This window comes from Rhodanobacter aciditrophus (assembly GCF_042679525.1).
Classification (GTDB): Bacteria; Pseudomonadota; Gammaproteobacteria; order Pseudomonadales; family Marinomonadaceae; genus Marinomonas; species Marinomonas aciditrophus.
The window spans coordinates 400,332-420,045 of sequence record NZ_JBHTMN010000018.1; the positions used below are offsets into that span (position 1 = coordinate 400,332).

At 44.6% G+C, this 19,714-nt stretch carries 21 protein-coding genes; 9 read left to right on the forward strand and 12 right to left on the reverse strand.

Annotated elements, in window-relative coordinates; translation table 11 throughout:
- Nucleotides 1-9: 9 nt before the first annotated feature.
- The 5 genes from ACFQ45_RS16910 to ACFQ45_RS16930 all read right to left on the reverse strand — a co-directional run bounded on the left by ACFQ45_RS16910 (nt 10) and on the right by ACFQ45_RS16930 (nt 3,490).
- Nucleotides 10-663 carry a hypothetical protein gene (locus ACFQ45_RS16910; protein WP_377369816.1) on the reverse strand — a complete coding sequence of 218 codons (654 nt, stop codon included), beginning with the start codon at nt 661-663 and terminating at the stop codon, nt 10-12.
- Between the two features lie 292 nt (nt 664-955).
- Nucleotides 956-1,342 carry a hypothetical protein gene (locus ACFQ45_RS16915; protein WP_377369818.1) on the reverse strand — a complete coding sequence of 129 codons (387 nt, stop codon included), beginning with the start codon at nt 1,340-1,342 and terminating at the stop codon, nt 956-958.
- Nucleotides 1,343-1,436: 94 nt separating this feature from the next.
- A complete protein-coding gene (locus ACFQ45_RS16920) occupies nt 1,437-2,075 on the reverse strand; it encodes a hypothetical protein (protein WP_377369820.1) in 639 nt (212 codons plus the stop codon).
- The gene (locus ACFQ45_RS16925; protein ID WP_377369821.1) at nt 2,068-3,273 is read right to left on the reverse strand and encodes an Arm DNA-binding domain-containing protein; all 1,206 of its coding nucleotides are present in this window, start codon (nt 3,271-3,273) and stop codon (nt 2,068-2,070) included. Before ACFQ45_RS16925 ends, ACFQ45_RS16920 begins: the two co-directional genes overlap by 8 nt.
- A gap of 1 nt (nt 3,274) precedes the next feature.
- Complete coding sequence (locus tag ACFQ45_RS16930) at nt 3,275-3,490, reverse strand: hypothetical protein (RefSeq protein ID WP_115466102.1); 216 nt, start codon at nt 3,488-3,490, stop codon at nt 3,275-3,277.
- A 132-nt stretch (nt 3,491-3,622) separates the two neighbouring features.
- Between ACFQ45_RS16930 and ACFQ45_RS16935 the strand changes: the two genes are divergently transcribed.
- The 4 genes from ACFQ45_RS16935 to ACFQ45_RS16950 all read left to right on the forward strand — a co-directional run bounded on the left by ACFQ45_RS16935 (nt 3,623) and on the right by ACFQ45_RS16950 (nt 4,831).
- On the forward strand, nt 3,623-3,850 hold the full coding sequence (locus tag ACFQ45_RS16935; protein ID WP_377369824.1) for a helix-turn-helix domain-containing protein: 228 nt from the start codon (nt 3,623-3,625) through the stop codon (nt 3,848-3,850).
- Between the two features lie 25 nt (nt 3,851-3,875).
- A complete protein-coding gene (locus tag ACFQ45_RS16940) occupies nt 3,876-4,238 on the forward strand; it encodes a hypothetical protein (protein ID WP_377369826.1) in 363 nt (120 codons plus the stop codon).
- Between the two features lie 62 nt (nt 4,239-4,300).
- Nucleotides 4,301-4,606 carry a hypothetical protein gene (locus ACFQ45_RS16945; RefSeq protein ID WP_377369828.1) on the forward strand — a complete coding sequence of 102 codons (306 nt, stop codon included), beginning with the start codon at nt 4,301-4,303 and terminating at the stop codon, nt 4,604-4,606.
- Between the two features lie 54 nt (nt 4,607-4,660).
- On the forward strand, nt 4,661-4,831 hold the full coding sequence (locus ACFQ45_RS16950) for a hypothetical protein (protein WP_377369830.1): 171 nt from the start codon (nt 4,661-4,663) through the stop codon (nt 4,829-4,831).
- A 231-nt stretch (nt 4,832-5,062) separates the two neighbouring features.
- Here ACFQ45_RS16950 and ACFQ45_RS16955 read toward each other — a convergent pair whose 3' ends face one another.
- The 7 genes from ACFQ45_RS16955 to ACFQ45_RS16985 all read right to left on the reverse strand — a co-directional run bounded on the left by ACFQ45_RS16955 (nt 5,063) and on the right by ACFQ45_RS16985 (nt 13,989).
- Complete coding sequence (locus tag ACFQ45_RS16955) at nt 5,063-5,809, reverse strand: hypothetical protein (RefSeq protein WP_377369831.1); 747 nt, start codon at nt 5,807-5,809, stop codon at nt 5,063-5,065.
- Nucleotides 5,810-5,845: 36 nt separating this feature from the next.
- Nucleotides 5,846-6,622: a hypothetical protein gene (locus ACFQ45_RS16960; protein ID WP_377369833.1), complete on the reverse strand. Its 777-nt coding sequence runs from the start codon at nt 6,620-6,622 to the stop codon at nt 5,846-5,848.
- A 281-nt stretch (nt 6,623-6,903) separates the two neighbouring features.
- A complete protein-coding gene (locus ACFQ45_RS16965) occupies nt 6,904-8,670 on the reverse strand; it encodes a M14 family metallopeptidase (RefSeq protein ID WP_377369835.1) in 1,767 nt (588 codons plus the stop codon).
- Nucleotides 8,667-9,518, reverse strand: coding sequence for an ABC transporter permease (locus tag ACFQ45_RS16970; protein WP_377369836.1), 852 nt, complete (start codon nt 9,516-9,518; stop codon nt 8,667-8,669). Before ACFQ45_RS16970 ends, ACFQ45_RS16965 begins: the two co-directional genes overlap by 4 nt.
- Nucleotide 9,519: 1 nt before the next feature.
- A complete protein-coding gene (locus tag ACFQ45_RS16975) occupies nt 9,520-10,446 on the reverse strand; it encodes an ABC transporter permease (protein ID WP_377369838.1) in 927 nt (308 codons plus the stop codon).
- Between the two features lie 109 nt (nt 10,447-10,555).
- A complete protein-coding gene (locus tag ACFQ45_RS16980) occupies nt 10,556-12,070 on the reverse strand; it encodes an ABC transporter substrate-binding protein (protein ID WP_377369840.1) in 1,515 nt (504 codons plus the stop codon).
- A 38-nt stretch (nt 12,071-12,108) separates the two neighbouring features.
- Nucleotides 12,109-13,989: an ABC transporter ATP-binding protein gene (locus tag ACFQ45_RS16985; protein ID WP_377369842.1), complete on the reverse strand. Its 1,881-nt coding sequence runs from the start codon at nt 13,987-13,989 to the stop codon at nt 12,109-12,111.
- Nucleotides 13,990-14,113: 124 nt separating this feature from the next.
- Here ACFQ45_RS16985 and ACFQ45_RS16990 point away from each other — a divergent pair, with 124 nt between their 5' ends.
- The 5 genes from ACFQ45_RS16990 to ACFQ45_RS17010 all read left to right on the forward strand — a co-directional run bounded on the left by ACFQ45_RS16990 (nt 14,114) and on the right by ACFQ45_RS17010 (nt 19,714).
- Entirely contained in the window at nt 14,114-15,037 is a 924-nt protein-coding gene (locus ACFQ45_RS16990) for a LysR family transcriptional regulator (protein ID WP_377369844.1), read from the forward strand.
- A 235-nt stretch (nt 15,038-15,272) separates the two neighbouring features.
- Nucleotides 15,273-16,763: a sigma 54-interacting transcriptional regulator gene (locus ACFQ45_RS16995; protein ID WP_377369846.1), complete on the forward strand. Its 1,491-nt coding sequence runs from the start codon at nt 15,273-15,275 to the stop codon at nt 16,761-16,763.
- A 117-nt stretch (nt 16,764-16,880) separates the two neighbouring features.
- Nucleotides 16,881-17,579: a vWA domain-containing protein gene (locus ACFQ45_RS17000; RefSeq protein WP_377369848.1), complete on the forward strand. Its 699-nt coding sequence runs from the start codon at nt 16,881-16,883 to the stop codon at nt 17,577-17,579.
- Complete coding sequence (locus ACFQ45_RS17005) at nt 17,579-18,277, forward strand: PP2C family serine/threonine-protein phosphatase (protein WP_377369850.1); 699 nt, start codon at nt 17,579-17,581, stop codon at nt 18,275-18,277. Before ACFQ45_RS17000 ends, ACFQ45_RS17005 begins: the two co-directional genes overlap by 1 nt.
- Before the next feature lie 3 nt (nt 18,278-18,280).
- Nucleotides 18,281-19,714 (forward strand): protein kinase domain-containing protein, encoded by a 1,434-nt coding sequence (locus ACFQ45_RS17010; RefSeq protein WP_377369852.1) that lies wholly within the window; start codon nt 18,281-18,283, stop codon nt 19,712-19,714.

The following is a 19,714-nucleotide window of genomic DNA, read 5'->3' on the forward strand; positions in this document are numbered from 1 at the left end:
CATAGCGTGTTAATGCTCAATCAGAGGGTAGGCGGCATCGCCCCATACTTGATGCTGTCCTGCCATCATAAGTTCGATAAAGAGCGGAACGATATCAAACATCAATGCCGAACAGTCCGCCAGTTGCTGACGGTTGGCACCACTACCGTAAGTCGCTCCACCGTGCATGATTTGGTTTCTTAGAACATAGAGGCGAGACAAGATGATAGACAGCACGGTTGTCGTGTCATTATGTGCTAAAGCGGTGTGCGCGGCTTTCATTGCTTTGTTTTTTGCTTCAATCCAAGCGTTTTCTTTGATGTCTCCAGACTGGAATCGCCAATAATCAGCAAGAATAAATTGATTGTTAAGTATAGAGCGAATGTTACTGGAGTATTGGCTCCAAACTAGATTGTAGAGCTTTTTCTCAGAGTCCAATGAGACCAAACGCTCGATGAAAGCGATGTAACGTTCTCGTTCAGTATCGTAGTGCTTTTGACCTGATTCTTGTGCATACGCAGAGTTGAAAGCAATCCACAGAAAGATAAATTTTGAGTCATCATCCTCCACTTGTTCGGCTTTATTGAGCCAGCTAAGTGCTCGATGAAGTCTCAAGGATAATGCGTTTGACGCGTAGTTCTCGCGTTCCGAACGGTGGCGTGCTTTTAACTCCGTGTAATTCATATTGCGTCCTAGCATTCATTTAGAGGTAATGGCTTGAATGATAAAACTATATGGATGATTGCAGAAGCGCAATGAAAGATTATAGTAATGAGTACTATGAAGACTCTAAATCACGAGAGCTAACAAAGCTCCAAGAAACGAGGTGAGTAATAATGTTTATTGAAATCGCTATATTTGTGGCAGTAACTATCACGTCAATAATAACGTACTGTATCTGCAAGTATCGCTAGTGATATTTTGAAAATGATCTAGTGGGTAACGTAAACATCACTCGCTGAGATCTGGCTGGTGGTTACATACGTGATCCAAAATAATTTCTGACAAGAAATAAATTTTCGATAGAGGGGTCGTCTAGCAGCAATTCCTTCGCTGTACGCCCGTCGAATGGTGAAGCCTTGCTTGCTCTATTAAAAAAAGTATATTCCTGTCCCGATGGAGCTGTTGAAGCCAATGCCTTGTGAACACCTGCTAATACACTGGCTCGCATCAGAGTGTTTTCATCGAGCTTGAAGTCTACTTCGTCAGCTGCAAGCTCTAACCATGCTTGATATTGTTCTATTGAAGTGGCTAATAAAATGCACATTTCATCTGTTGTAAGATTCCACCTATCTTCGGAGCGCATTGTTTCCAACCATTCGATTGCGGTTCTTTCGATACCTGTCATGTCATTATCGAGCATTGCATTACCTTCTATCAGCGGGGATTAGAGCATTTCAAATGAAAATATACTCGTTAGGTCGCTGCTTTGGAAATTCAAACAGCGACCTAATTCGTTAGAAACCAAGTACCCGATGCTCCCAGATTTCATAAGGGCGCATATTAATAAGCTGACTCAATAGTTCGCCAGTCGCACCGACATCATCATTCTGCTTATTCACATGATAAGCAAGTTCTAGAATGAACGTGTCATCATCAAGTGTGTGTAATTGCTCGGATAAGCATTTCATCACGTCTGTTGAAGTCTCATGACTGAGATTGCTCAATACATTAAAACAAAATGACTGTTCAGATTGTGACGGTAAAAATTGTATGCGTTGCCTAATGGCTTGTAGGAAGCGTTCGCGATCTGTTTTGGAGTTAGCCGTAGCTTGACCTAACGCCTTTGGTGTCGTTAGAGGTTCAACAACGGGCTCGTACCATGCTAAATAATAGAAGTGGCCATTTCGAAAGCGTTTAATTGCTGCTTCCAGTTGGACGTAATCCCCAATGAAGTGATTAATCGCTAAAAAATGATTGCCGAGTAAACGTAGCTCTAAGGTGTTGTGATCCTGTACATCTTTAATCGTCGCTATGCGAACGGGCCAGCCTGATGCTGTGATTTTCATTTGTACGGACGCTAGCAAATAACAGCCTTTGAAGCGTTGGTGAGTCATGGCTTCTGATAGGTTAGGTTGAGCATTCAAGCTATGCATATTTCGCCCCCAGTTTGCTTTGTAATAACTTTTCAATGGCTGAGCCGTCCATACGTGTTAGGTTTGGAACGTATCGTGAGTAGACTCGAAAGAGCATTGATGTATTGGCATGGCCCATCTGACGAGCAATCCACTCAGGGGATTCGCCGGAAGCAAGCCATAAAGTCGCTGCGGTGTGACGCGTTTGGTAAGGGCGACGCTTCTCTAGACCTAGACGTTTTAGTAGTGGATACCAGATACGCTGCGTTACATTGTTATGATTGATCGCTTCACCATGACGATTACAGAACACAAATTTCTCAAAATGCTCTGAGTGTTTTCTCTGGCGGAGTAGGGCGTTATAGACTGGAGTACTCATGTGAATGTCGCGGACTGACGATTCAGTTTTGGTAATATCTTCTTCACCTGCAACAATGGTCTCACGAATTTTTATGACTCGATGTGAAAAATCGACATACTTCCATTTCAAGCCATCTATCTCGCCAGTACGCATACCGGTAAAAAACCGAATTAGAAAGTAGTCTCGATAGTCTGGTCGAACGGTATCAAGAATGAGGTTTACTTCTTCGAGTGTAAATGGGAATGCATCAGTTTTAGGGCTCTTCAAAGGCTTGATACGAATGTATGGCGTGGTAAAGTTGTACTCGTCGGCGGCGTCCTCAAATATGCGTTTTAATGGATTAATGATCTTGTTTATGCGTGTGTTGGCTAGGCTTTCTTTACCATTTCGACCCGGAACTTTGGCGAGTGAGGTTCGAAATTTAAGAATGTCATTACGGGTGATGTCGTCGACCTTTAGCTTTCCAAAGAAAGGCAAGTAGTATTTCTTGACGATGCTCTCGATGTTCACAATATGTGATCTGCGCCATGAGATCTTATTGCGATCAATCCAGCCTTCAATGAATACTTCAAAAGTGGGTATTTCACCTTGGTTTTTAAGAGCTTTCCACTCTTCAGGGCTATGGATTTGTAGCTCAAGTTCCGTGAACTGCTCCGCAACTTTGCTGCTTGGAAAGTAAGTCTTGTAGCGAAAAGTCCCTGAGATCATCTCGGACTCAATTTGCACTAGAGTGCGCTCGAGTTTTTTACGATTCGCCAGAGTGGGTTTCAAAGTTGTTTGTTCTCGACAACGTTTTCCCATGTAGCGAAAGTCAAGATATAGCGTATTGGTTTCCTTTCGGATACTGACACTAGCCATGTTAAGCCTCCTCTGTAAATGCCAAAGCTAGAGAATCATCTTGGCTCACCATATCTGCTTCGATGTTCTCCCAGATGAAAAGGATTTTGCGGCGGTTGAATGGACGGATGTAATGGCGTCCCTCGAATAAACATGAATCCAAAAGCTCATTGCGGATCGTGCGTGGAGTGTAATGGATTCTCTCTGACAACTGTTCTGTGCTAAGGTAAGTGCTCATATATAGATCCTTTAGTATTTATGCTTGTTCAAATGTTAAAATAATTTAACATTTAGAATTAGCTTAATAGGCATTAAAGTACCTGTCAAGATATTAATGTTAAATTATTTATACATATGTATGGTGTAAGGTTTGTTAAGATTCAAGCTTAAAGAGATGCTGGCAGAAAAGTCGTTCCAAGAAGGGCGCCGTATTACGATGGTTGAGGTTGCTGAGAAGACAGGGATAAGCCGTATTACCTTGTCAAAAATGGCAAATCAAAAAGGCTACAGCACTGTCACAGACAACCTTGATAAATTATGTGCTTATTTTGGGTGTACATTGTCTGAAATTGCTGAATATTTGCCTGAAGAAAAGTAGGGCGCTCTAAATGGGGGTTATTACTATGTTTGAAATTGAGTCTACCCCTGAGCTAGGAACTGAACTTCTGGAGAGATGGGCTGAGGCGTTTCCAACTTCTGTTGATTTGGTCGCGCAGCATGTCGGCCTACCATTAAATCCTTTGAAGTCGCTAGATAGTAAAAGCCTTGAGCTCACTCATACTCGATTGCTCGATATCCATAAATTACTGTGTCGAGTTCGGCCATGGTTTAACTCTGATAAAGCAACATGGGAATGGTTCATCAATGAACCATTGGCGCCGTTCAATGGTTTGACCCCTTCTGACGTTGTTAAGTCGTACCATAATGGAGGAATCGAAGCCCTTCACGAGTGGGTGGATGGTCGAGAGTTGGGAGGATTTCAATGAGGGCTTCTTTTCAGACTTTCAACTGATGTTATGGTGCTATGACAAAGTGTCTAGGAGTGAAAATGTTTTATGTAGGGGTTGTGTATTATTTCGCCACAGGTGAGGGCGCAACACTTTTTGTCGCTAGTGGTAGTGAAGAATCAATTCGGGAATTTATTCCTGAATACTTCCAACAAGGGCTAACTCTTTTAACTCCTTCTGAGTGGCTTAAAGCGGCAGACGGAAATTGTGACGACGATTACCACCAATCGCATGCGGAAATTCTCAAAGCTTACTTGCCGCTCTTATGGAAACAGATCGAAGAATTAGCTTTAGGTCGAGGGTGCCATCTGAAATTTTCCTTGGAGCATCATTTTAATTACGGCTGATATTGAGGAAGGCTAACCAGAATAAGCTCAAGCTAAGTTGAGAGGAGCATACTAATGACTTCAAAGGCATTGAATAAACAGATCAGGCTAACGGCAAAGGGAATGGATCGTTTCGTGGCAGCGCTTGAATCTCCGCCGAAAATAACTGGTCTTGATGAAGCATATTTGCGTTGGAGAGCAGCTTATAACGGAGAAAAGAGATTTCGTCGAAGAAATAAGGTTTAAGCTAATTTAATCGCCAATTACGTTCGTCCTTCCAAGATGGCCATTTTGCAAGCATTGCAATGCTGAACAATAGCTACGACAGGGGATACAATGGAAGTGACGAAGGCGTGAATGAAATAATTCTTCAAGCTGACCGTGAGGCAATCGAAGACTCAAAACAATAAAGAGAGTTATTGAGATCATAAAAAAGGCTTTCAACCGAAAGCCTTTTTTAAGCTGCCTTATTGTTGGCTATCGAGGACCAAAGTCAAAACTTAAGTCGCTGTAGATATTATGGTCAGAATCAAAAGCTCCCCTATTTCGCTTATTTAATACCGCTTCACCAGCGTCACTTTCAGACGAAACCGAAACATTTGGCGTTGCTTTGTAGTGACTCCATTCCTCTGATTTAATCCTTGCTTTGCTTTTAGCATAATTAGGATGAAGCTTTCCATAAGCTTTTTCTTGGTTTGCTATCCTCATCCAAGACAATGCGATCGAAAAGCTGAAAGGGCAGATGATACCTAGAACAGGAGTTAAAAATAGAGCAATTACCCCCCATAGAGTCGCACCAGTTGCTGTAGATGAAGGCACAAAAGACACAAACACCTTTGAAATCACCCCTAGAACCATTGCAACAAACAGCGCCCCAACAATAGCAAGAGTGTTATCGATTTCCAAAGCTGCCAGAAGAAAACTAAGAACCAGAACTAAAAATGCGTTACCAATGAACCCTATCTTACCAACCAGTTTAGAAAGCCCACTAGTCGGGGTGTAAACACGAAATAAGCCAAAACCTGCGTATAGGACTACAGCAGCATTGAAGGTATTAGCTCCTACAAACAAAGTAAGGTATCCCCCCCAAAGTAGCATTCCCGCATACGCGCTAGTTGCTGTTGAAGCGCTATTTAGTTTGTTATTAAATCCTTTCAAGCTTTTTAACATTCCCATTTTGAGTTCGCTTAAATTTATTAGTAGATAGGGATATTCTGGATTCAACGGCGGCTACCAATTAGTAGCAGCCGTTACTATTGTTTATAGATCGCGATTACGATAACGATAATGCATGTTATGTGAATACATCGAATAAGAGGGGTCTACATACTCATCCTTCAATCGTGTTGCTTGATCATCTTTATAGTGGTTATCAAATCGAAACGTTAGCACTGTTTTGGGATTATTAGCGTATAAACCAATCTTTTCTCCAATCCCTACCATAACACTTGCATACGCTGTGAAAATGAATGTCACACCGAAGTAATCCTCTCCCCCGAACAGCGCAAGCACAGCCTGTATTGATGCTATAGCGATGAAGCCTGATACACTCTTGCATTTCATAAGAGCAATTGAAAACTTCATACCCACTTTCAATACAATAGTTACAAGCACTAAAGCGAACACGAAGCCAGCCAAGTCAAATGATTCAAGAGTTTGACTAACAGAGTTGGCCCCCAATTCTTGAGCGACTTTTTTGAGGCTTACGAATACAACAACCATCGCTAGAACAGCCCCAATATGACCACCAAACAATTTTTTGGAGCTTAGGTTGGTGTTTGGATACGCACAGATAAAGATGTGAGACATAGCAGAAATAATAAAAGCTACGATATATTCCAGAGGTATTCCACCTGCTAAATACGCAGCCACACCGCCAGTAAGAGCGATGGTTAAAACAAGCGTTAGAGCCACTAAGACTTTGCTTTTTTCTATTGCATGCTGGATATGTGGTTCGTCAGAGTTTCGATGTGACTTTTTCGCACTTGAAAGGTTTGCGCTTCCATCCTTCCACGGGTCAACATTTACTGATTTCATCCCTGTAACTCCCTCTAAAACTAATTTCTGATACGCCACATATTAATTAAGATTATTTTCGCTCAAAAATCATACAAATACCAACTGAATAAGAAAAAAGAGTTGTATATTTACCTACATATTACGGATCTCAGCGTATTTTCGGCTTTGGGCCAGCGAACCTTCGAACGGTTCAATTACACTATTGTTTGTGATGTGATGAAGTGGACTTACAGCTATCCATTGCCATATGTATTAAACGGCACCTCAATGGGGGAGACCATTGAGGTGCTTGAGAGCGCTTAGGAAGGGAGGTTTAATTCGCTCATAAGTTGTTGGTGAATTTCATAAGCGTATACCACGGTATGCTTTTGAACTTCATGACCCTGTATGAATAGTTCACCGTAGATGGTTTCATCTGGGTACTCTGTAATGAGTTGCAAAGGAATATCTGTTTCTTTGCTCTCAGAGATGAGGCATGGAAAACCATTGATCAGTTCGAAGTTAGTTATACCAGCATGCTGGTTATACAGGTCCACTTGCTTTTGGTTAAGCTCGGATACTCCAGGAATGCTCATGAGCTTTTCGGTTAAACGCTCGGTGAACTTGAGTGTGTATTCTCTCCAAAAGTCAGTAGGGTGATGGCGCAATATTAAGAAAAACCCTTTAGGGATAGTCCACATATCAAACCCTAATGGAACATAGCCTGAAAAGGGTCTAACCCACTCATGAGAAGGGTAGCCATGAAGGTTAATATGGAGTTCAGCCTGACTTATTTCTCTTGCTTTAAAGCGAATCTCTTTCTCATACATCGGTCCTTTTTTACGATATTCGAGGTCGTCTCCTAACGCGGTATACCTTGCAGCATGATGCATATGGAAAGGGTTATCTTTGATGAGTGTCTGATGAAGACTATAGCCATCAGGGTTTTCTAATGGAGAAATGACAAAGTTAGAATTTTGCTTTTTAGACAACTCTAAGGCGCCACGAAGTGCTCCGATGACTCCTGTCGTTTCATTTGCGTGTTGGCCCCCACTGATCATGACAGGGATGTCCGAGCCATGATGATAACGAGCGGCTACCTTTCTTCCTGAGATAGAGTGAGCGTCAAGCTCTGTGCCCGAGATTTGCGCCAGCTCCTGAGCAATTTGGTGGGTACTCAGTGGCTTGGTGGCAGAGTCGATTGGCTGTAAATGCCCACTCTCTGACATATTGTAGGGCTGAGTGCGCATTTTCAGGGTTAACTCATCTGCATGTGAGTGAATGACTGAAGGGACAATTTGCCCAGGCTGTCCTTCACGGTCTTTGGGCTGGTAGCCCGCTTTGACCTTAAACCATTCTTGCAAAGAGAAGTACAAATCTTCATGAAGGGCCTCTGTAAGGCTAATGTTTTCTTGTTCGTAACCGATTGGCTGGTCTGGCCACGGCAGTTCGACGTCAATGCTCAACGTTTCAAAAAATGGCTCTTGACCTGTCCAATTATGCTCAGTAACGACTTCTAACACGCAGTTGAATAATTGTTCGTAGTCTGTTTCGAGTCGTTCATCAGTCTCGAGTTCGCCATTTTCGTCGTGTACTTTTAACCAGCCAGTAGGGGATAGATGCTCTTGATTTATTACATCAGTGTGAGTGTGATTTGGCGCAAATACTTTATGTTCAGTGTACATTCCAGACCGGGAGTGAAGTATCACTCGGTACTGATGGTCACTGCTGTTATCTGGATGAAATGCGATTTCTGCTTTTCCTGTTAGAGCAGCAAGCGGGTAGGCTTCTAGAAGAAACCTATTATCCGATGCTTTTTGATGAACAGGATAAAACACTTCCACTTTTTTTAAGTTGCTGTCATTGAGGTTTAAGTCCTCAAGCATAAAGTGCAGCAGTGGCTTGTAAGCACTGCGCACCTTGGCTTTGATGCCTGCGTTTAGAAGGCTTCTTTCGATACTTTGGCGCTTCTCTCTGTCAGCAAAGATCCAAGCCTCAATGAGTCGTCCTTTGCTGGCTTCAGTTGAGAATCGCTCAATAAGATGATTTCCAGTAGATTGAAACGTTTTTGTGAAAGTAATACTCATTTTGCGGTCCTACCTGTTGGGTCTAAGCTGTCTCGAAGCCAATCACCGAGTAGATTTAAGCCAAGTACAGTTAGAAGAATTGCCAGTCCTGGGAAAACGCTCACCCACCACGCGGTTTGTATATAAGTACGCCCATCAGCGAGCATGCCACCCCAGCTAGGGGTCAAGGGGTCAACGCCCAAGCCCAAGAATGTAAGGCTGCTCTCAAGCAAAATGTTGTTGGCGACGTTCAGTGTCATTAACACAATCACCGGACCGATCAGGTTCGGCAGGAGGTGACGAAATAGAATATTTAAATGACTCACACCAATCGCTTCTGCGGATTGAATGAACTCTCTATCACGAAGAGACAGGACCGAGCCTCGAACCAATCGTGCGTACTGCACCCATTGGGAAATGATCAGCAGAATGATCATATTAGTGAGCCCGCCGCCTATGATGGCGATGAATGTGATGGCAAGCAGGATAAAGGGCATCGCCAGCTGGACATCGGCGAAGCGCATCACAATAACATCCCAAAAACCTCGGTAATAGCCAGAGATCAAGCCCATGATGACACCAAGAACGACAGCGCCTGCAACCGATAAAAACCCTACCTGTAGAGAGATTTTTCCGCCTGAAATAACCCGTGCCATAATGTCTCTGCCCAGAGGATCTGTGCCAAGCAGGTAGTCTGGGTTACTAAACGGCTCTAACAGGCGCGCGCTCAGATTGATCTTGTCTCCACCTTGGAAAATAAAATCGGAAAGAAGCACGAGTAGACAGATAGAGCCAGTAAGTAGGAACCCCAGTATGAACTCTAAGCTTTTATAATTTGATAAGTTGCTGCTGAAACGGTTAAACAACATGTTAAGACTCCGTGCGAATTCGAGGGTCGATAAGGCCGTAAGCAATATCCACTAACAGGTTTACTCCGACGATGAGCATGGACAGTACGGTAATCACGGCTTGGAGAACGGGGTAATCCCTTGAGCCAACGGCATCAAACGCCAAGGTGCCAAGGCCAGGCCAGTTGAACACTCGCTCGATGACAACGATGCCGCCTAAGAGACCACCAAATTGAAGGCCAAAATACGTAATCAAAGGAATGGCGCAGTTGCGCAATGCATGTTTGTAGAGGACTTTGTTTTCACTTAGGCCTTTTGCGCGCGCGACCATGATGTACTGAGACTGCAAGGTTTCTAACATTGACGAGCGAACCAAGCGCACATTGGTTGCGGTGAGTATGATCGCCATAGTGAACGCCGGCATGATGAAGCTTGTGAAGTCTGTCATGCCGCTAGGTGGAAGCCACTGTAGCCAAATTGAGAACACTAAGACCAGCATTAGCGCTAGCCAGAAGTTCGGAAATGATAAGCCAATGAGAGACACGATACGGATGACTTGGTCAGCCCATTTGCCTTTTGATACTGCTGCTTTAATGCCTAATGGAATTGAGATGGCAATTGAAACAAACATTACGCAGGTAGCAAGTGCAAGTGTTGCAGGAAGAGATTGAGCTATGAGGGTGGATACAGGGGTACCGCCTAAAAAGCTGCGTCCAAAATCCAAAACAAGCAAGCTTTGCAAAAATTCTAAATACTGAGCCACAAAGGGCTTATTGATGCCAAGTGATTCGCGAATCATTTGTAAATCCGCCTCAGTAACGCTCCCTGCGCCTTGTGTCAGCATTAATGCTGGGTCGCCCGTTAGGCGTATTGCGTAAGCGACAATTAGAGTAATAGCAAGCAGTACAAAGACTGCTTGAAATAGGCGCTTTAATAAAAAGCTTCCCATACTTAATCCTTTTAACAGTGATGACTCAAGCGAGTGATGCTTGATGGCGTTCTTTTTAAAAGTTGTCTACGGCATTCTTCGTGTACTAATGCCGTAGACAAGGTGGTATTTAATCGACGTAGACCTCATTTAGGCGAAGTCGATTATCTGGGACTGGTGTAAAGTCTTTAACTTTCTTCGAAATACCGAAGATGGCATCTTGACTGTAAAGCGGCATCTCAAGCGCTCGATCAGCAGTGTATCGAGCGATCGACTGTAAGATCTCTTCACGTTTTGACATATCGGTAATGGAGCGTTGCGACTCCAGCATTTCGTCTAGTGCGCTATCGCTGTCGTATGGATTCCACTTTTCGCCAGTGTGGTACATGAAGTACGCTGTGTTGTCATAATCAAGCGTCCAGCCGCCCCATTTTTGTTGGAACATTGCACCGGTTTTACCAGACGGAATGATGTCATTTAACAGCACATTGGTTTCGTATGGCTTAATCGTTGCGTTAATGCCTACGATTTGCAGGTAACTTGCGACGGCTTGAGCCACTTCGCTGAACGTTGCGTCATTGCCACGAATGTCGATTTGCAGTTTTGTGCCGGGTTTAACGCCAGCCTCTTTCAATAGCTGCATTGCTTTATTCGGGTCATAAGGAAGAGGCGCCATGTCCGGGTCATTACCAAAGGAAATATCACTCTGGAAGCTGGAAATTTGAGCCGCTTGACCGCCTAGGATGGAATCAATAATTGCTTGTCGGTCGACCCCATAAATTAACGCTTTACGTACGCGTTCGTCTTTCGTGATTCCATCACGAGTGTTAAAGCGTAGAGCAAATACAGTTGGACTTGCTGTAGTTACAACGTCTAGCTTTGGATCGTCTTCGATGGTGCTAATCATGCCGATCGGGATAGTCGGTGGAATCACCAAATCAACACGTCCAGATTGCAATTCGGCGACTGCAGTAGAAGGCTCACTGATAAAACGGTAGTTCAAGTGATCAAGCTTTGGAGCACCGCCCCAGTGATTCTCGTAAGCACTTAGATCGATGCGCACTTTTGGCTCGTAGGTCTCAAATTTAAATGGACCAGTACCAACAGGATGCGTGTTGAAAAACTCTTCGCCGTACTCTTTTATGTAGTTCGGCGGCACAATCATCGCACCGTAGCCTGCCAATTTAGTTAATAAAACAGGATCAGGGGCGTTTAGATGAAAATCAACCGTTAGAGGGTCGATCACTTCAACAGACTGGATCGCAGCATAGTTAGAACGTTGAGGTCCCTTTTTACCTTCTTCGCCCATAAGCCGATCAAAAGTAAATTTAACGGATTCTGCGTTAAATGATTCGCCGTTATGGAAGGTTACATTTTCACGCAGGTGAAAGCGGATTCTGCTGCCTTCATCCAATTGCTCCCATGACGTTGCTAGTCCAGGTTGTAGCGTCAGGTCAGGGGCGCGGTAGGTGAGACCGTCATAGATGTTGGTCGCTACCGAAGACCAGTTTACCAAGAAGGTGTCTACTGGGTCCCAGCTGCCTGGATCTTGCGGTGATGAAACTGTCAGCGTGCTTGCTAAAGCGGGTAGCGCTAAGGCGAAGCTTCCGCTCAGTAACATCGCTTTTAAAGATGCTTTGTACATAAGATATTCTCCGTTCTTTTGTGATGAGTGTTGTTGTTTTATGACTGGGCAATAAAGTGCCCTGGAGCGATTTCCAGCTGAGTCAAGATCATTGGTTCATCACCAACCATCCGAACAGGGCTGGGGATTTCGCCCTCAATCTTGCTAAAGTCGCGCTGCACAAATGGATCGGCGACCGGTACAGCGCTTAGAAGTCGCTTGGTGTAAGGATGAGATGGCGTTTCCAGTACTTGCTGGCGAGAACCAAGCTCTGCTACTTGTCCGAGATATAAGACAGCGACGCGGTGACTCATCTTTTCAACTACTGCCATGTCATGGCTAATGAAGAGATAAGAAATCCCGTGTTCTTCTTGCAGTTCCATGAATAGATTGATGATTTGTGCTTGGATGGAGACATCCAGTGCAGACAACGCTTCATCTGCAATGATTAATTTGGGGTTTGAGGCCAGTGCTCGGGCGATACAAATCCTTTGGCGCTGGCCACCCGAGAACTGATGCGGATAGCGATTTGCGTGGTCTTTTGTTAATCCCACTCGTTCAAGAAGCTCCGTTACGCGCTTTTGAATGTTACCTTCCCCTTGAATAAGGTTATGTGTTCTGATCGGTTCAGCGATGGAAAAGCCAATGGTTTTTCTAGGATCAAGAGAGGCTAATGGGTCTTGGAAAATGTACTGAATTTCTTGGCGAAGCTTCTTGCGCTCGCTTTTAGATAGCTTGTCAAATGACTTGCCATTAAAGCTGATATCACCGCTTGTGGCTTTCTGAAGTTGTTGAATGGTGCGTCCAATCGTGGATTTTCCAGATCCTGATTCGCCCACCAATGCTAGGGTTTCGCCTTTGAAGATATCGAAGCTTACTTGCTCAACAGCGTGGACTCGATGAGTTGCTTTACCAAAAAAGTTCTTTTTAGTGTCGAATCTAGTAACAAGATTGCGCACAGACAATAAAGGTTCTGATTCATAATCAGCAGTATTCTGAATACACTCTTCGCCAATCACAGTTGGTTCGTTATTTTCAACGATAGTTATGGGGAAGCGCTTAGGGTAGGGTTGCCCTTCCATGGTGCCGAGTTTTGGCACAGCAGAAAGCAAAGCTCGAGTGTAGGGGTGCTTTGACTCAGTGAAAATCGTTGTTACAGGGCCTTGCTCGACTTTCTTACCTTGCCACATAACCACAACGTCATCTGCTACCTCTGCAACCACGCCCATATCATGAGTTATGAAAATCACGGCCATATTGAGCTCTTTTTGAAGCTCTTTCAGAATCGCCAAAATCTGAGCTTGAATCGTGACATCTAATGCAGTGGTCGGCTCGTCAGCAATCAGTATTTTTGGGCGACATGCTAGCGCCATAGCAATCATGACACGCTGCCTCATACCGCCTGATAATTGATGCGGGTAACGATCAAGCATTTCACTGGCGTCGGGCAGTCGCACCATTTTTAAGAGCTCGACAGCCTCTTTACGTGCAACATCTTGGCTGATTTGCTTATGTAACGTTAATGATTCACAAATCTGATCACCGATGGTGTATACCGGGTTTAGGGATGTCATCGGCTCCTGAAAGATCATGGCGATGTCTTTTCCGCGCACTTTGCGAATAGTGTTTAATGGTGCTTGGAGTAAATCGATGGTGCCGAAGCTCTCGGACTCAAACCAAATATGGCCGCTTGGGTAGTGAGCGCCAACGCCTTCAGCTAGGCGCATTATGGATTGAGAGGTAACCGATTTACCCGATCCAGACTCACCAACAATAGCAAGCGTTTTTCCTGCTTCGACGGTGAAGCTTAAATCTTCGATTACGCGATGACCGTCAAACTCTACTGACAAATTATCCACGCTCAGAATTGGCGTATTGGCAGTCTCTGGCACGATGTGTTCCTTATAGCCTTGGTGTGATTGCTGTGAAGTGTTAAGCAATAGCAAAGTACTCCTTGTGATCATTCTTATTCTTTACTGATTTCTATAATGTGTATTAAATTAAATGACATCCACTTATATTAATGCATAGTCGATAACTGAATGTTATTGAAAAGGGTTGAGAATGAAATTTAGGCAAATAGAAGCGTTTCGATTCATCATGCTACGAGGAACAACCGCCGCTGCCGCAGCAGAAATGCATATTTCTCAACCAGCTGTGAGTAGGTTGCTAGCAGATTTGGAAGATCATTTGGGTTTTCGACTTTTTGAAAGGAAAAAAGGGCGTTTACTGCCTACTTTAGAGGCCACAGACTTTTTTCGTTCCGTTGAAGAAAGCTTTCTAGGGCTTGAAAAACTGGAAGTTGTGGCAGGAAAAATACGTGCGAAGGCGCCTACTGAGTTAAAAATTGCCAGTACATCGGCCATTGCCACGACCTTACTGCCTATGGCGCTTAAAGAACATCTAAAATATTACCCGGTCGAACGGATTACTATTCACACCGATGGTATGTCTGAATTGGTGGCAAAACTGCAAAGTAATCAGGTCGATGCCGCGGTAGGGCTGGAGCTTCCATCACTAACGGGGATCGATAGGCGATCTATCGGCAAAGTTCGTTTTGTTTTTGCTGCGCGATATGATCATCCATTGGCAAAGAAAAAGGTTATCTGTGCGGAAGACTTAATTGGAGAGTCTGTTCTTAAGGTTGTAGACAGCTCACCAGTTTACTGGAGTGAGTTGGGTGGGGTACTGAGCTCGGTAAAAGATAAGCTCAACCAAGCGATTATGATTGACACTTCTCATACAGGATATTCGATGATTGCTGCAGGTCTTGCGGTCGCAGTAGTCGAGCCGTTTGCAGCAAATGTATGGAAGGCTAATGGCGTAATCACCCGACCATTTGAGCCAGCAATTTACTACCCTTATGGAATATCGTATCCAACAAATACTAGACCCCATGCGTCACTTTCACGATTTACTGAGTCAATATTACATGCTGCGCAAGAAATGCCTGAGTTTGGTTTAGTAGAGAGTGAAACCAAAAAATGATAACCAAGCACTTCTGTCGAAGAAATATATAAGTAGTAATACGCTACTTTAATTAACTGTATTTTTAATTAGCAAGCATTCTAAATTGAATACTGTTTAAATTGGCTAGCTAAAATGTAGCGGTTCGATACCGTATCTATATAGTCCCGGTGATTTCTTATTACTGAAGCTTGTGATAGGTTTTATTGGTTATTGGATTGTTGGTAGTTGCAGGGAAAAACTTAAAGTGGGGTGTATGGAAGCAGTTTTACTAACCTGGGTAGGTAAGCGTGACCTTGAAGCAATTACCTGTACTGATCAAGGCCCAGTTCTAAGTACCCTGAAGGCCTTCCAGTTTAGCAGGGTCGTTCTTTTAAGTTCTTATTCATCGAGTGAACTTCGAAAGTATAAGTCCTGGCTAGTTGAACGTTTAAGGGACTCTGCACCTTCGATTGAATCTCACCATGAGCCGCTCAATTCGCCAATAGATTTTACCAGCATTTACCAAGTGGCTGACCGACATCTCCAGCGTCTTCACTCTGACCAATCAAATCTCTCGATTTTACTTTCGCCTGGCACGCCAGCAATGCAGGCGGTATGGATATTACTAGGTAAAACTAAGTACCCGGTGACCTTTTATCAATCTAGTCGTGAGCAAGGGGTTGAGCAGGTCGAGATTCCGTTCAATATTGCTGCTGAATACATTCCTAGTGCGGTGTCAGTGAATGACCAACATTTAGCGAATCTGATCAATGACCAAGCACTCGTTCATGCTGCATTTGATGACATCATCACACAAGACCCTAATATGTTGCGCCTTAAGAAACAGGCGCAGATTTTGGCAGAACGTGAAGTGCCAGTCTTGATTCAAGGTGAAACGGGTACCGGCAAAGAGCTATTTGCCAGAGCTATACATAACGTTAGTCGGCGTGCTAATCAGCCCTTTATCGCATTGAACTGCGGAGCAATACCGCCAGAATTAATCGATACGACGCTTTTCGGCCATAAAAAAGGAGCGTTTACGGGGGCAGCCTCAGATAGAGCGGGTGTTTTTCAGCAAGCCCATGGTGGTACGTTATTCTTGGATGAATTTGGTGAATTAACAACAGCTGCTCAAGTGCGTTTACTTCGCGCGATACAAGAGGGCTTAGTCACGCCAGTAGGCTCTCAAAAAGAAGAATCCGTTGATGTCAGAATTATTACTGCGACACATCGAAATCTTATCGAAGACATCGCCAATGGGGGGTTTCGAGAAGACTTATTTTATCGTGTAGCGGTTGGCGTGCTAACACTGCCTCCTTTACGAAGTCGTGAAGGAGATCTACTGCATCTCTCTGAAACGCTGCTTGCAGGCCTAGCAAAACAAGATAAAGCGCTCGAAGATAAAAAACTTTCTGTTGATGCAAAAAATCTTATCCTACTGCATCTCTGGCCTGGCAACATTCGCGAACTACGCTCTACGATACTACGAGCATCACTATGGAGTAGTGATGAACTCATTAGTGGTGAGGAAATGCAGCAAGCATTTTTCCATCGGCCACAAAAACAAGATGGCCTGCTAGATAGGGATGTGTCTCAAGGTGTTGATATACAAGATATTATTTCGGAGTTGGTAGGTCACTATGTGCCGAGAGCACTGTTAGCATCCCAAGGCAATAAGTCCGATGCAGCTAAGCTTTTGGGCCTAAAAAACTATCAAACATTAAATAATTGGATTGAAAAACATAGGGTGAAAATAGATAACTAAGAATCTTGGCATGGATATAGCTAACCTCTCCGTATATTAAGTTATTAGGTGAATTAATTTAGATAACTTTCTTATCGAGACGCTACTGTTTTAATTTAAGACAAGGATAGAAAAACTATGGCTCATAGCCTAAAACAATTCCAAACTCAGACTGCCCGCCCTTTACCTGTAATTGTAATGGCTGATACCAGTGGAAGCATGTCCGTTAATGGAAAAATTGAAGCGCTTAATTCTGCGCTGAAAGACATGATTAGTACATTTTCTGGTGAAAGTCGTTTGCGTGCCGAGTTGCAGGTTTCCTTAATAACATTTGGTGGTAACGCAGAAGTTCACCTTCCTCTTATAGCTGCTCATAAAATAGAGTCTTTCGAGCCTTTACCTGCAATGGGGGGGACTCCGATGGGCGCAGCTTTTGAATTGGTATCAAAACTAATTGAAGATATCGATAAAATTCCTTCTCGTGCCTATAAACCAGTGATTATTTTAGTATCTGATGGTCATCCTACAGATGATATTAAAGCTCCATTTGAACAATTACTGAGCGGAGAGCGCTCAAGTAAAGCAACCCGTTTTGCTATGGGCATTGGTGCTGATGCAGATATTTCATTATTAAACGATTTTGCTAATGACATTGAAGCACCAGTTTTCAAAGCAGAAAATGCACGGGATATTCATCGCTTCTTTAAGGCTGTCACTATGAGTGTAACTACGAGAAGTCGTTCAACCACGCCGAATCAAGTTACCCCTCTAGTGATTCCAGCGACTTCTGTCAGCTTGGAAAACGAAGATGATGAATACGAAGAGCTAGACTTCTGATGAAACTGGCTGCAACCGGTAGCTCAGTAATCGGCCCGGCTCACCTCTTCGAACACATTCCTAACCAGGATGCCGTGCTCGTGCGCGGCATCCAAAAGGGCTGGTGTATTTCTGTTGCCGACGGACTGGGCAGTCGACCACTGAGCTACATAGGCTCCCGTTACTGCGTCCAGAGTGTTCAACGCTCGCTAGAGCTGCAGGCTGGTTTCAATTCAACACCGTTGCAGATCAGCCAACAGATACAGCAATTCTGGCTAAGCCACTTTGGCGATAGTCACTCAGCGTTTGAGACCACTTGCCTCTGGGCCTCTGTCACTCCAGCTGGAAGTGGCATGGCCGCCCAGGTGGGGGATGGATTACTGCTTATCAAGAGCCAGGGGCAGCTCAGAGTGGTTACCTCCTTGAGAGATGGCTTTGGCAATCAGACACAAACACTCTCCAAGGCCAAAGATCATGACTGGACGAGCGTTGAGTTCACTCTGGCCCAGCCTGGTGACGGCGTACTGCTGATGACTGATGGCATATCAGATGACTTGATTCCAGAGCACCTGGAAGGTTTTTTTGATGCGATTTTTCAGCAGTTAAAGCGCAGTAACAAACGCCGCTGCAAACGCTGGCTGACCAAAGAGCTGAACGAATGGACCACCCCAAGACACGGGGATGACAAAAGCATTGCAGGCATATTCAGGACTGAATAGATCATGAGTAACCCAGGCAGTAAAAAGAAGAAGCTACCGCCACTGGAAGATGTGCGGGGCATGAAGTACGAGCTCAAAGAAAAACTGGCTGAAGGCGGTCAGGGTGTGGTTTTCACCACCGACCGGCCTCAAGTACTCATCAAAGGCTTCACAAATAAAGATGAGACTGCGAAGAAGAAATGGCGCGGCCATATTGAATGGCTGATACGACAGGACATCGCCGATCTGAAACTGGCGCGGCCTTTGACATTGATGAAAGAGCCGCGCATGGCCTACGCCATGGAGTTGATGGATGGTCTGGTCCCATTAAAATCCATCCTTGATAGCTTTATCCAGGCCAATGATAACGCAACGGAAGAGAACCCGGCCCCTCATATTCAGAACTATCTGGATCAGGGCGGCTTACGTCGTCGCATTCGTATCCTTTGCCAACTGGCCCGGACTCTTAACCAACTGCATAGCCGTGGCATGCTGTACGGTGATATTTCTCCCGATAATATCTTTGTTTCAGACGACCCGAACCATGCCGAAACCTGGCTGATTGACTGCGACAACATCAGCTATGAATCCCACTCGAGTTTAACCGTACATACGCCGGATTACGGTGCCCCGGAAGTCGTTCGTGGCGAGGCCATGCTATCCAGCCTGACAGACTGCTGGAGCTTTGCAGTCATTGCTTATCAGTTGCTCACCCATAACCATCCGTTAAAGGGCGAAATGATCAACGACGGCGAACCCGAGATAGAAGACGAAGCGCTTCGTGGTAAGCATCCCTGGATCAATGATCCAGACAACCCGGATAACGAGTGCTTCACCAATCTGCCGATTCAACTGATCGACAACAGCAAACTGCCGGAGTTATTCCAACAAACCTTCGGCGTAGGTAAAGAAACCCCGTTGTCACGCCCATCCATGGCGGAATGGCTGGAAGCATTGACAGAAGTCGATGAGCACTTGTTTAAGTGCAAGGAGTGCAACGGCCAAACGATACTGCCTTCTGACACTGAGTGTATGGATGACGTCTGCTGTTTCTTCTGTGACTCACCGGTCGACCCGAAACTGGTATTGTTCGAGGAGTTCATCAGGGTTTCAGAAACCGAAAAGCAGGATAAATACCCGGAGCTGGATGGTAACCAGATTGCCACAGGAAGGAGGGTTTGCCTGCAACCCGGTGACCAGAAAGAACTGAAACGCCTGATGCCGTCTTTCAGTTACGACAGAGTTCCCAGCGACCATATTCAGATTGAATATTCAGAAACGAAGCTGGTTATCACGCCTGTTGATCCTCTACACATTTCCCGTGGTGACGACAACATGAAAGAGTTCAGAAAAAAGATCCCTCTGAAATCAGAAACCCGTGGAAAGAACCAGGAGCCTTACTGCATTCACCTGGACAGCCCGGCAGAAACCCACGTTTTTTGGCAATTTCGGTGGTGA